We start from the raw sequence: 11,984 nt of genomic DNA, 5'->3' as shown, positions 1-11,984 counted from the left end.
GCGGCGGCGGGGGTAAGGTTGTTCGGCGGGTTTGCCCCGGGCCCCCGCGGAGGCAAGGGAAACAGAAACAGTGGGTTTCCGGTGATTGGGGGGGGTGGTGGGGGAAGGCGGGACACGCCGTAGCCCCATCCTTGGGGGCTCGATGGCGCCATCCATGGCGCCAACGGTCCCGCCTGCCCACACCGCCCCGCCTTGGACGGTTTCCGGGTGCTGTCGGTAGATGTCGACCTTGGTCGACACTGTGGTAGATCCACGCCATGCGTGGATGAACGGTGGAGGCTGATACGGGGACGGTCAGGCGGTAAAATGGCGGGATGATCGCCAATACCGCTGCCTATCATTTCGCCGTCATCGACGCTCCGCAGGCCCTGTGCGACCAGCTGCAGGCGCGTGCCGAGGCGTCCGGCCTGCAGGGCACGATCCTGGTGGCGGGCGAGGGGCTGAACCTGTTCCTGGCCGGGGCGCCGGCCGGTATCGATGGCTTCTACGCGGAACTGCGTGCGGATGCGCGCTTCGCCGACATGCGGGTCAAGACCAGCTTCAGCAAGCACCAGCCGTTCGCGCGGCTGAAGGCCAAGGTCAAGGACGAGATCATCAGCTTCCGCCGTGACGATGGCCAGCCGCTGGACTACCCGCGCGCGCCGGCGATCGATCCCGCCACCGTGCAGCGCTGGCTGCGGCAGGGGCACGATGATGCTGGCAAGCCCGTGGTGATGCTCGATACGCGCAACCTGCAGGAGATCGAGTACGGCACCTTCAAGGACGCGCTGGTGCTGCCCATCCACAAGTTCACCGATCTGCCCGAAGCCTTGGCACCCCATCGTGAGGCGCTGAAGGACAGCACCGTGGTGAGTTTCTGCACCGGCGGCATCCGTTGTGAGAAGGCAGCGCTGTGGATGCTCAATGACGGCATGGACAATGTGCTGCAGCTCGATGGCGGCATCCTCGGCTACTTCGAGGAAGTGGGCGGCGAGGGCTACGAAGGCCGCTGCTTCGTGTTCGACGAACGCGTGGCGCTGGACGCCGAACTGAAGCCGCTGGTGGACGAACCGCTGGCCGCGCCGCGCCCCAGCGCGTTCTGACCCGCCTTGTGTAGAGCCGAGCCCACGCTCGACTGCTGTGCACCGGGGAAATGCAGCCGAGCGTGGGCTCGGCTCTACACAGGCCGGTGGCGCTGAATCCGTCCCACAGGAATCAGCGTCCCGCTACCGGCACTGGCCGCCGGGGCAGGGCGACCCCATCAACAGGGGATCCTGTAACGGAAAACCGCCTGATGACCCCGTTGTCGATCCTCGACCTGGCCCCGGTCTGCGAGGGCAGCGATACCACTGCCGCCTTCGCCAACATGCTCGAGCTGGCCCAGCATGCCGATGCACTGGGCTACCGCCGCTACTGGCTGGCCGAACACCACAACATGCCTGGCATCGCCAGTGCCGCCACCGCGGTGCTGATCGGCCACGTGGCTGGTGGCACCAAACGCATCCGCGTAGGCGCCGGCGGCATCATGCTGCCCAACCATGCGCCGCTGCAGGTGGCCGAGCAATTCGGCACCCTGGCCTCGCTGTACCCGGATCGTATCGACCTGGGCCTGGGCCGCGCACCTGGTACCGACCAGCCGACCGCGCGCGCCCTGCGCCGCTATTTCGACAGCGCCGACCAGTTCCCGCAGGACGTGCGCGAACTGCTGCACTACTTCGAACCGGTGCAGCCGGGGCAGGCGGTGCAGGCGGTACCGGGTGGCGGCCTGCGGGTGCCGACCTGGATCCTCGGTTCCAGCCTGTTCGGCGCGCGCATGGCCGCCTCGATGGGCCTGCCGTACGCCTTCGCCTCGCACTTCGCGCCCGATTCCATGGATGAAGCGCTGGCGGTGTATCGCCGCGAATTCCGTCCTTCGGCCACGCTCAAACAACCGCACGCGATGCTGGCATTGAACGTGGTGGCCAGTGACAGCGAGGCCGAATCGCGCCGGCTGTTCACCAGCCAGCAGCAGAGCTTCGTCAATCTGCGTCGCGGCCGTCCGGGCAAGATCCCGGCGCCGATCGATGACATCGAATCGTTCTGGGAGCCGCACGAGAAGCTGGGCGTGGAGCGGGCGCTGGCGTGCACGGTGCTGGGTGATCCGCAGCAGGTGGCCGACGGTATCGCGGCCTTCGTCGAGCGCCACCAGCCCGACGAACTGATGCTTACCGCCAACCTGTACGACCACCGCGCGCGCCTGCGCTCTTTCGAGCTGGCGATGCACGCCTGGCACGCCCGCCACGCGGGCTGAACAATTGCGTCACGGCAATTTGCGGCGCGAACGCGTCTGATGGGGTTCCCCTCTCTGGAGTTCCCCATGGACGAGTCCCGCACCGAACACATTGCCCAGCTGGCCGAACTGATCAAGGACGTGGAGGTGGCGATGTTCACCACCCGCGGAGTCGACGGGCGTCTCTACAGCCGCCCGCTCGGCACCCAGCAGGTCGCCTTCGATGGCGACCTGTGGTTCGCTACCGCTGCCGACAGCCCGAAGGTGGCCGAGATCGCGCTCGACCCGCGGGTCAACGTGGCCTATGCCTCACCGTCGAAAAATACGTATGTGTCGGTGGCGGGAGTGGCGCGCATTGTCGATGACCGCGCCAAGGTCGAAGAGCTGTGGTCGCCGGCGATGAAGCTGTTCTTTCCCGGTGGTCCCGATGATCCGAAATTGCGGTTGATCCACGTGCGTGCGGAGACCGCCGAATACTGGGACGGGCCGGGCACGCTGCTGGGCTCGGCCCTCAGTTTCGTGTTGTCGGCCGTGCAGGATGAGCCGGCACAGTTGGGTGACAACGGTTTCATCGACCTGCGTTGAGGTTGCCCCATCCACGCATGGCGTGGATGGGAAGCGCCCGGAAATTGCCTGCGCTCAGAACCAGCGCTGGAACAGTTCGACGGTGTAACCCACCAGTTGCCCGGAACTGAAACCAAAGAATGCGATCGCCACCACGGCAGCCACCCAGTTGAACAACATCAGCGCACCGTCGCGCTCCAGCAGCGCCAGCGCGAACAGCAGCAGCTGGAAGCCGAACAGATAGTTGGTGAACGGAATCGGCAGCGACAGCAGCAGGCCCAGCAGCACCAGCAGCAGGCCGCTGAAGGCGTGGGCGGGGGCAGGCGTCAGCAGCTGTGGCATGCGCGGCTTGAGCATGCGGTCGAGCCGACGCAGGGCACCGTCGATGCGGTCCAGGAACCGGTGCATGGTGCCGCGCTTGGGCCCACGCCGGGCGATGAAGCCGGGCAGCCAGGGCCGGCGCAGGCAGAACAGCATCTGCAGGCCGATCAGGATCACCAGCGGCCCGCTGACCGCGCCGCCCAGCCCCGGGATGGGGATGAAGGCGGGCAGGATGGCCACGAACAGGAACACACCGAAGGCACTCTGCTGCAGATCCTGCAGGATCTGCCCCAGTTTCATGTGCTGGGCTGGGTCACCGAAGGCGAACATCGCCAGCAGGGTACGGATGCCCTCGTTGCGGTACTCCGGCGGCGCAGCGCCGGGGCCGGACTCAGGCGGTGAGCTCATCGGCCTGCTCGTCGGACAGGGTGCGAAGCAGCAGCTTGTCCACGCGCGCGCCGTCCAGATCGACCACCTCGAAGCGCCAGCCGGCCCAGTCGAAGTACTCGCCCGCGTGCGGGATGCGGCCGAAGAAGTGGATGCACATGCCGGCCAGGGTGTAGTAGTCGCCATCCTCGGCGTCGGGCAGGTCGTTGCTGCCGATCAGTTCGCGCAGGTCCTCGATCGGCAGCGAGCCATCCACCAGCAGCGAGCCGTCTTCACGGGTCACCACCAGTGCGTCTTCATCGGCATTTTCCGTTGCCTGCAGGCGGCCGACCACCGCGCCCATCAGGTCACTGATGGTCACCAGGCCCTGGATCTCGCCGTACTCGTCCACCACCAGCGCCATCGACTGCTGTTCTTCGCGGAAGATCTCCAGCAGCTTCATCGCATGGGTGGATTCAGAGACGTACAGCGGCTCGCGCAGGGTCTGGAACAGCGCGTTGTCGCCGCGCGCCATGCGCGTGGCCAGCGATTTCAGCTCCAGCACGCCGACCACGTCCATGTCGTTGTCGCGGTACACCGGGTACCGCGAGAACTCATGCTCGGCCATGATCTCCAGGTTCTTGTCCAGGCCGCCCAGCGTGTCCAGCCAGGCGATCCGGTTGCGCGGGGTCATCAGGCTGTCGGCGGTACGGTCGCCCAGACGCATCACGCGGTTCATCATGTCGCGTTCGTGGCTGTCGATCACGCCGGCCTCGTGGCTCTCGGCCACCAGCATGCGGATCTCCTCTTCGGTGACCGACGCAACCTCGTCCTTGCCCAGGCCGAACAGGCGCAGCACCAGCTGGGTGGTCTTGGACAGCAGCCAGACGAAGGGGAAGGCCAGCTTGGCCAGCCAGCTCATCGGCAGCGCCACCAGCCCGGCGATGTCCTCTGAACGGGTCAGGGCCAGGCGCTTGGGCACCAGTTCGCCGAAGATCAGCGTGATGAAGGTGATGAAGGTGACGGCAAGGGCCTTGCCGATGCCGCCAGCGTAGGCGAAGCCGGGCATCAGGCCCTGGATCCAGCCGCCGATGGCCTCGCCCAGTGCTTCGCCGCCGAGGAAGCCGGTCAGCACGCCGATCACGGTGATGCCGATCTGTACGGTGGACAGGAACGCTTCCGGCTTCTCCGACAGTTCCAGCGCCTTGGCCGCGCGCTTGGAGGTGCCGGCCAGCTGCTTCAGCCGGCTCTTGCGCGAGGTCATGACCGACATCTCGGACATGGCAAAGAAGCCGTTCAACAGAACGAGCGCGAAGACAATCAGGATCATTTCAAACACGGGCATCGTCCCCGGTTGGTGACAGGGAGGGCGGGTGCTTGCAATGGCGGCAGGCGCTCAGGAACGGGGTCCGGCGCGGCGCTGGGGGATAAGGGTCGTCGTCCATAAGGTGCGCCCGAAGGCGCGCTGGCATCTTAGCAAAGGGTCGTGGCTGGGTGGCAAATGCCTGTTCAGTTTTGGGCCTCCCGGCCCCGAAAAGGGGGCAGGGATACCCGTGATGGTCATCTAGCCGTCATAATTCGCACTGGTGCCGTCCTTCCCGCGACGGCTGACAGGTTTCTCAATGTTCTCTCTGCAGACCATTTTCGGTTCCGGCAAACAGTTCTACACCCTGCTTGATGAGGCTGCCGTCGCGGCTTCCGATGCCGCCAAGGCACTGCATTCGATGCTGCGCGACGCCGATCGCCAGCCGGCCCTGGATGCCTTCAAGCTGGCCCGACTGCGCGAACGCGCGGCCTCGGACAAGATCAGCCAGGCGCTGGTGGACAGCTTCATGACCCCGATCGAGCGCGAAGACATCGAAGCGCTGGGCTCGGCCCTGTACAAGATTCCCAAGCAGATCGAGAAGTTCGCCGATCGCTATTCGCTGGCCACGACCCACCTGGAGCACATCGACTTCGCGCCGCGCGCGGCGATGCTCGAGCAGGCTGCTGGCGTGGTGGTGGAGATGGTCGCCGACCTGCGCCACATGAACCTGGACCGGATGACCGCGCTCAACGAGCGCCTGCGTTCGCTGGAAAACGAGGCCGACCGCCTGATGCTCGAGCTGTACCGCGACATCTATTCCGGTCGCCTGGACAACCTGCAGATGTTCCTGCTGAAGGAATTCTTCGAGATCCTGGAAAAGGCCATCGACCGCTGCCGCGAAGCCGGCGTGGTGGCGTACCAAATCGTGTTGAAGAACAGCTGACGGACGCCACAGCATGCTGACCCTCGTCCTGGTGGTGATCCTGGCCGCGCTCGTTTTCGAGTTCATCAACGGCTTCCACGACACCGCCAACTCCATCGCCACCGTGGTGGCGACCAAGGTGCTCTCGCCCGGTTGGGCGGTGATGCTCGCCGCGTTCATGAACCTGCTGGGTGCGCTGACCGGCACCGCCGTGGCCTTGACCATCGCGTCGGGCCTGCTCAACACCAACGTGGTCGATGTGACCCCGCAGGTGATCCTGTGCGCGCTGCTGGGCGGCATCATCTGGAACCTGATCACGTGGTGGAAGGGCCTGCCGTCCTCGTCCTCGCACGCGCTGATCGGCGGCCTGTGTGGTGCCGGCCTGGCCGCAGCCCACAACAACTGGGATGCGCTGATCTGGTCGGAACGCTTCGGCAGCTGGGCGCAGAACAAGGGCCTGCTGTGGAAGGTGTTCGTGCCGATGATCACCTCGCCGATTGCCGGCTTCCTGCTCGGCATCGTGGTGATGGTGCTGCTGTGGGCGCTGATTGCCGGCCTGGCCAAGATCGGCGGCGCGATCGGCCGACTGGCACGCCCGCGCATCGTCAATGCGTTCTTCGGCAAGGCGCAGATCGCCTCGGCGGCCTACATGGGCTTCGCCCACGGCCACAACGATGCGCAGAAGACCATGGGCATCATCGCCATGACCCTGATCGGTGCCGAAGCGACCGGTGCGTTGAACGACCTGCCGTCGTGGCTGGCCTTCATGCATCCGGACGCGCACGCCGGCGATGGCATCGCCATGTGGATCGTGCTGACCTGTGCCGTGGTGATGGCTGCCGGTACCGCCTCGGGCGGCTGGAAGATCATCAAGACCCTGGGCCACAAGATGGTCAAGCTGCATCCGATCCACGGTTTCGCCGCGGAAACCAGCTCGGCCACCGTGCTGACCGTGGCTGCCCACTTCGGCATGCCGGTGTCGACCACCCACAGCATCTCGACCGCGATCATGGGCGTCGGCTTCGCCAAGAACCCGCGTTCGCTGCGCCTGGGCGTGATCGAGCGCATCGTCTGGGCCTGGATCCTGACCATCCCGGCGGCAGGCGGCTGTGCCTACCTGATCCTGAAGCTGTTCGAGCTGTTCGGCTGGGCCTGAGTTCCACGCCAACGCTGCAAACAAAAAGCCCGCCGGATTCCGGCGGGCTTTTTCATGGGCAGATCATTTTTCTGCACCCATCGTGTCGACCAAGGTCGACACCTACCAAGAGCGCCAGGAACCTGTCAGTGGCGGGGTGCGGTGGGGTTGCAGGACCGTTGGCGCCATGGATGGCGCCATCGAGCCCCCAAGGATGGGTTTACGGCGTGTCCTGCAAGCCCAGCCCACCCCGCCATCCCACGTATCGTGGCTTTGGACGTTGCCGTTGCCGTTGCCGTTGATTCTGCGGGTGCCGGGCCGCAGGCCCGGCCCACACACCCCTCAATTACGCTGGAACAACGCCTGCACATCCCGGCGGAACGCCGCCTGGCTGTCAGCCCTGCTATAGAACATGTGCCCGCCCGGATAGCTGCGCACCTGCACGCGGTCCGGGTTGCTGCCCATCGTCGGCATCTGGTCCACCGTCAGGATCGAGCCCATGAACGGGCACGACAGGTCATTCCAGCCGTGCACGATCAGCACCTGCAGGTGCGGGTCGATCGCCACCGCCTGGCGCAGCTGTGTCACCGCACCCTCGCGCAGGTCGCCATTGCGATCCCACAGGCGGTTCACGTCGTAGTTCAGCGCCTGGTAGCGCGCATCCACCTTCCAGCCGACCTCGCGGGTGACGAAGTCGACCATCGCCGTGGTGGTCGGCGCGATGATGCTGTCCAGCAGCGGATCGTTGGCGCGCTGCTCCGGATCGTTCGGGAACGGATCGAATGCAGTGACGTTGGAATCGTAGCGGCTGCCCAGCGTTCCCTTGTCGCGGAATACCTCGCGCAGGTAGGCCTGGGTTTCCAGGCGACCGCCAGCACGGCGCACGAACTGCGGGTCCAGGCCGGTCAACTCGGCGACCCGGCGCAGCATCGCCTCGGTCGCCTGCGGATCACTGCGGCCCTTCATCAACGCAGTGGCGTAGTCGCCGCGGGTGTACTCGACTACCTCGCGCATCGCCGCGTCGGTCAGCTTGCCCTGGCGCTCCAGGTGCGCCGCCGCGATCGAGGGCAGGGTCTGCATCCACGCCATCGGCGAAACATCGGCGTTGTCTTCCAGGGTCGGGCTCAGGTACGGCGACACCAGCACCAGGCCGTTCATCGCCACGCCCAGGCGGGTCTGCAGGAAGTGGGTGATGCGCGGGCCACGATAGCCGCCATAGCTCTCGCCGGTCAGGTACTTGCGCGCGCCCATGCGCTGGTTGCGCAGCAGCCAGTCGTAGATCGAGCGCGACAGGTACTCGATGTCGGCGCTGGGGTTGTACAGCTGCTTCTTCGCTTCGTCATCGCCGATGCGGGCACGGCTGAAGCCGGTGCCGACCGGGTCGATGAACACCAGGTCGGTGAAGTCCAGCCAGGTGCCGGGGTTGTCGTGCAGCTTCGCCGGCGCCGATGCGCTGTCGCCTTCCGAACCGAAGGTCACCACCTTCGGGCCGATGGCGCCCAGGTTGAGGTACACCGACGACGCGCCGGGGCCGCCATTGAGCGCGAAGGTCACCGGCCGGTCCTTGCCCGGCATGGTGTAGGCGGTGAACACCACATCGGCGATCACCTTGCCCTTCGCATCGCGTACCGGCAGCGTGCCGACGGTGGCGGTATAGTCGAGGGTGCGGCCCGCCAGGCGCATGCTCTGCCGAGCCGACGCATCGGCCGGTAGCGGAGCGGCCTCGGTCTTTTCTTCTTTCGTTTCGGAGGCGCTGTCAGCAGCAGGAGCGGCCAGTACGCAGACAGGGGCGATCAGCAGGCCGACGCAGAGCGCGGCAGAGTGCAGCAGGAACTTCATGGCACCGGAACGGCAGCGGAAGGGACCCCGATGCTAGGACGGGGTGCCGCCTGCCGTATGTGTCCAAAGGCATGGGCCAGCGTTGCGGCCTGATCCGGTCAAGCCGAGGTGGCAGCTGGCGCAGCGTCGTCGGCCAGCAGCCCATACACGGCCGAGTCCGCCAGTTCACCGCGGATACGCCAGCGCTGCCGCAGCAGGCCTTCGCGGTGGAAACCCAGGCGTTCGAGCACATGTGCCGAGGCCTCGTTGCGTGGATCGATCTCGGCTTCCACCCGATGCAGTTGCAGGGTGTTGAACAGATAGGCCAGCACCCGCTGCAGCGCTTCATGCATGTAGCCATGGCCCTGCCTCCCAGGTGCCAGCAGATAGCCTATTTCGGCGCGGGCGGCGTCGCGATCCAGCGCAAACACCACGCAGATGCCCAGCAGTGGGCCGTCCACCGATTCGCGAAGGGCCAGCTTCAACTGCGTGCCGGTCGCCTGTGCGGCCAGGTCGTCGTCGATCTGCGCGCGTGCTTCGGCCGGGCGCGTCCATGCCGGGTGGTTCCACCAGTGCATCACGTCCGGATCGGACTGCAGGGCGAACAGGGCCGCGGCGTCATCGCGGCGGATGGGGCTCAGCACCAGGCGCGCGCTGTGCAGCGGCAGCCCGGGAAACAGCAGCGAGTTGGCGGGCAATGGGGTCGTCCACGCGGATGAGCGCGCATTATGGACCTGCAGGGTTTGCCGATGGGGGCGTGATGTCTGTAGAGCCGAGCCGATGCTCGGCTGCCCGGCACGGCGCGAAATGCAGCCGAGCGTGGGCTCGGCTCTACAGGAGGGCCGCGAGCGTCAGGCTTCCAGCGAAGCCAGATCGCCCTTGCTCTCCAGCCAGCCCTTGCGATCGGACGCGCGCTTCTTGGCCAGCAGCATGTCCATCAGCGAGCTTGTCTGCTCGCGATCGTCGACGGTCAGCTGCACCAGGCGACGGGTGTCCGGGTGGATGGTGGACTCGCGCAGCTGCGGCGGATTCATCTCGCCCAGGCCCTTGAAGCGGGTCACGTTGATGGCGCCCTTGATCTTCTCGCGTTCGATCTTGTCCAGCATCGAGCGCTTTTCTTCCTCATCCAGGGCGTAGAACACCTGCTTGCCCACGTCGATGCGGAACAGCGGCGGCATCGCCACGAACACGTGGCCGGCATCGACCAGCGCCGGGAAGTGCTTCAGGAACAGTGCGGTCAGCAGGGTGGCGATATGCAGGCCGTCCGAGTCGGCGTCGGCGAGGATGATCACCTTGCCGTAGCGCAGGCCGCTGATGTCCTCCTTGCCCGGGTCGCAGCCGATGGCCACCGCCAGGTTGTGCACTTCCTCCGAGGCCAGCACGCTGTTGGAGGACACTTCCCAGGTGTTGAGGATCTTGCCGCGCAGCGGCAGGATCGCCTGGAAGTCCTTGTCGCGGGCCTGCTTGGCGCTGCCGCCTGCCGAGTCGCCCTCGACCAGGAACAGTTCGGTGCGCGACAGGTCCTGGCTGATGCAGTCGGCCAGCTTGCCAGGCAGGGCAGGGCCCTGGGTGACCTTCTTGCGGACAACCAGCTTCTCGGTCTTCAGGCGCGCGCTGGCGCGCTCGATGGCGATCTGCGCGATCTTTTCGCCCAGCTCCACGTTCTGGTTCAGCAGCAGGCTGAACGCATCGTGCGCGGCGCCTTCGACGAAACCGGCGGCCTGGCGCGAAGACAGGCGTTCCTTGGTCTGGCCGCTGAACTGCGGGTCGGTCATCTTCAGCGACAGCACGAACGACACGCGGTCCCACACGTCTTCCGGGGCCAGCTTGACGCCACGCGGCAGCAGGTTGCGGAAGTCGCAGAACTCGCGCAGCGCTTCGGTCAGGCCGGTGCGCAGGCCGTTGGCGTGGGTGCCGTGCTGCGCGGTGGGAATCAGGTTGACATAGCTTTCCTGCACCAGCTCGCCTTCCGGCAGCCAGGCCACGGCCCAGTCCACGATCTCGGTGTCTTTCTTCAGGTTGCCGACGAACAGCTCGGCCGGCAGCATCTCGCGATCGCCCAGCTCCACCTTCAGGTAATCGCGCAGGCCGTCCTCGTAGTACCAGGTATCGACTTCACCGGTGGCTTCGTCGGTCAGCTTGACGGTCAGACCCGGGCACAGCACGGCCTTGGCGCGCAGCAGGTGCTTGAGCGCACGCACGGCGAACTTGGGCGTATCGAAGTACTTCGGGTCCGGCCAGAAACGCAGGCGGGTACCGGTGTTCTTCTTGCCGACGGTGCCGACCACTTCCAGCGGCGAGGCGCGGTCGCCGTTGCGGAAGGTGATGCGGTGTTCGGCACCTTCGCGCTTGATGTGGATTTCCACCAGGGTCGACAGCGCATTGACCACGCTGACGCCGACGCCATGCAGGCCGCCGGAGAAGGTGTAGTTGTTGTTGTTGAACTTGCCGCCGGCATGCAGGCGGGTAAGGATCAGCTCGACGCCCGGGATCTTCTCTTCCGGATGGATGTCCACCGGCATGCCGCGGCCGTCATCGCTGACCTCCACGCTGCCGTCCTTGAACAGGGTGATCTCGATCGAGCGGGCATGGCCGGCGAGGGCCTCGTCCACCGAGTTGTCGATCACTTCCTGCGCCAGGTGGTTCGGGCGCGCGGTGTCGGTATACATGCCGGGGCGGCGCTTGACCGGGTCAAGGCCGGACAGGACTTCAATATCGGCGGCGTTATAGCGGGCGTTCATCTGTCTTCGAAAGCGTGGAGCGACGGGCAAGTGTGCGGTCTGGACCGGGAATTTGCACGCCTGCGGTTCAGCCTCGTTGGCGGGGAGGGGGTAAAATGGCAGCCGCTGGAACCGAACACCGGCGCCCCCCACATCCGAGCCATACCGCGAGGAGGACTCCATGAAGAAGTTGCTGACCATTGCGATCCTGGCTGCCGCCGCTGTTGCAGTGCCGATGGTGCTGGCGCAGAACGCCGGCCAGCCTGCTCCGCAGCAGGGTGACCAGGCCGACAAGGCGCAGTCCGAAGCCGACGCCAAGGCCAAGCGCCGCGCGCAGGCCAATGCCGAGATGAAGGCCAAGGGCCAGCCGGTGCCGCAGCAGGAAGAAGAGGAAGAGGCACGCAAGAAGAAGTAATTCTTCTGCCCCTCCGAGGCCCTTGCCACAAGGGTTTCCCCCTCGAACGCCCCGCCCAGCGGGGCGTTTCTTTTTGCCGATGGCGCCATCTGCCCCTTGGGTTGGCGGCCATCTATCTGTAAACTATGGCTTTCCGGGAGTAAGTGCGTGTCCACCATTTGCGAATGGG

11 protein-coding genes are annotated in these 11,984 nt (G+C 65.9%); 6 read left to right on the top strand and 5 right to left on the bottom strand.

Features of this window, described 5'->3' with window-relative positions; translation table 11 throughout:
- Positions 1-314: 314 nt before the first annotated feature.
- The 3 genes from GIW57_RS20990 to GIW57_RS20980 all read left to right on the top strand — a co-directional run bounded on the left by GIW57_RS20990 (position 315) and on the right by GIW57_RS20980 (position 2,833).
- Entirely contained in the window at positions 315-1,082 is a 768-nt protein-coding gene (locus GIW57_RS20990) for a sulfurtransferase (RefSeq protein ID WP_236512659.1), read from the top strand.
- Between the two features lie 191 nt (positions 1,083-1,273).
- Positions 1,274-2,269 (top strand): LLM class flavin-dependent oxidoreductase, encoded by a 996-nt coding sequence (locus GIW57_RS20985; protein WP_236512658.1) that lies wholly within the window; start codon positions 1,274-1,276, stop codon positions 2,267-2,269.
- 54 nt (positions 2,270-2,323) lie between these two features.
- Complete coding sequence (locus GIW57_RS20980; protein WP_236512660.1) at positions 2,324-2,833, top strand: pyridoxamine 5'-phosphate oxidase family protein; 510 nt, start codon at positions 2,324-2,326, stop codon at positions 2,831-2,833.
- Between the two features lie 54 nt (positions 2,834-2,887).
- On the opposite strand, the gene GIW57_RS20975 is transcribed toward GIW57_RS20980, so the two are convergent.
- Complete coding sequence (locus GIW57_RS20975) at positions 2,888-3,541, bottom strand: exopolysaccharide biosynthesis protein (protein WP_176021110.1); 654 nt, start codon at positions 3,539-3,541, stop codon at positions 2,888-2,890.
- A complete protein-coding gene (locus GIW57_RS20970) occupies positions 3,525-4,829 on the bottom strand; it encodes a hemolysin family protein (protein ID WP_032952108.1) in 1,305 nt (434 codons plus the stop codon). Before GIW57_RS20970 ends, GIW57_RS20975 begins: the two co-directional genes overlap by 17 nt.
- A gap of 292 nt (positions 4,830-5,121) precedes the next feature.
- On the opposite strand from GIW57_RS20970, the gene GIW57_RS20965 reads away from it, so the two are divergent.
- Complete coding sequence (locus GIW57_RS20965; RefSeq protein WP_025878890.1) at positions 5,122-5,748, top strand: DUF47 family protein; 627 nt, start codon at positions 5,122-5,124, stop codon at positions 5,746-5,748.
- Positions 5,749-5,761: 13 nt separating this feature from the next.
- Positions 5,762-6,883 (top strand): inorganic phosphate transporter, encoded by a 1,122-nt coding sequence (locus GIW57_RS20960; protein WP_089240221.1) that lies wholly within the window; start codon positions 5,762-5,764, stop codon positions 6,881-6,883.
- 321 nt (positions 6,884-7,204) lie between these two features.
- Here the strand turns inward: GIW57_RS20960 and GIW57_RS20955 are convergent, their stop codons facing one another.
- The 3 genes from GIW57_RS20955 to parE form a co-directional block, all read right to left on the bottom strand.
- Complete coding sequence (locus tag GIW57_RS20955) at positions 7,205-8,701, bottom strand: S10 family peptidase (RefSeq protein WP_089240223.1); 1,497 nt, start codon at positions 8,699-8,701, stop codon at positions 7,205-7,207.
- Positions 8,702-8,799: 98 nt separating this feature from the next.
- Complete coding sequence (locus GIW57_RS20950; RefSeq protein ID WP_100552132.1) at positions 8,800-9,378, bottom strand: GNAT family protein; 579 nt, start codon at positions 9,376-9,378, stop codon at positions 8,800-8,802.
- Between the two features lie 153 nt (positions 9,379-9,531).
- A complete protein-coding gene (gene parE, locus GIW57_RS20945) occupies positions 9,532-11,421 on the bottom strand; it encodes a DNA topoisomerase IV subunit B (protein ID WP_236512657.1) in 1,890 nt (629 codons plus the stop codon).
- Between the two features lie 160 nt (positions 11,422-11,581).
- Between parE and GIW57_RS20940 the strand changes: the two genes are divergently transcribed.
- The gene (locus GIW57_RS20940) at positions 11,582-11,815 is read left to right on the top strand and encodes a hypothetical protein (RefSeq protein ID WP_089240228.1); all 234 of its coding nucleotides are present in this window, start codon (positions 11,582-11,584) and stop codon (positions 11,813-11,815) included.
- The last annotated feature ends 169 nt before the right edge of the window (positions 11,816-11,984 follow it).

Source organism: Stenotrophomonas sp. PA-6-5C, assembly GCF_021605635.1.
GTDB classification, from domain to species: domain Bacteria; phylum Pseudomonadota; class Gammaproteobacteria; order Xanthomonadales; family Xanthomonadaceae; genus Stenotrophomonas; species Stenotrophomonas lactitubi.
The sequence above is the reverse complement of the archived record's forward strand: the minus strand, read 5'-3'. Positions and strand labels throughout refer to the sequence as shown.

Excerpts from the sequence above, each read along its gene's own strand:
- GIW57_RS20955 (WP_089240223.1), bottom strand. The coding sequence starts at position 8,701 with ATGAAGTTCCTGCTGCACTCTGCCGCGCTCTGCGTCGGCCTGCTGATC.
- parE (WP_236512657.1), bottom strand. The coding sequence starts at position 11,421 with ATGAACGCCCGCTATAACGCCGCCGATATTGAAGTCCTGTCCGGCCTT.
- GIW57_RS20970 (WP_032952108.1), bottom strand. The coding sequence starts at position 4,829 with ATGATCCTGATTGTCTTCGCGCTCGTTCTGTTGAACGGCTTCTTTGCC.
- GIW57_RS20960 (WP_089240221.1), top strand. The coding sequence starts at position 5,762 with ATGCTGACCCTCGTCCTGGTGGTGATCCTGGCCGCGCTCGTTTTCGAG.
- GIW57_RS20940 (WP_089240228.1), top strand. The coding sequence starts at position 11,582 with ATGAAGAAGTTGCTGACCATTGCGATCCTGGCTGCCGCCGCTGTTGCA.
- GIW57_RS20975 (WP_176021110.1), bottom strand. The coding sequence starts at position 3,541 with ATGAGCTCACCGCCTGAGTCCGGCCCCGGCGCTGCGCCGCCGGAGTAC.
- GIW57_RS20965 (WP_025878890.1), top strand. The coding sequence starts at position 5,122 with ATGTTCTCTCTGCAGACCATTTTCGGTTCCGGCAAACAGTTCTACACC.
- GIW57_RS20985 (WP_236512658.1), top strand. The coding sequence starts at position 1,274 with ATGACCCCGTTGTCGATCCTCGACCTGGCCCCGGTCTGCGAGGGCAGC.
- GIW57_RS20990 (WP_236512659.1), top strand. The coding sequence starts at position 315 with ATGATCGCCAATACCGCTGCCTATCATTTCGCCGTCATCGACGCTCCG.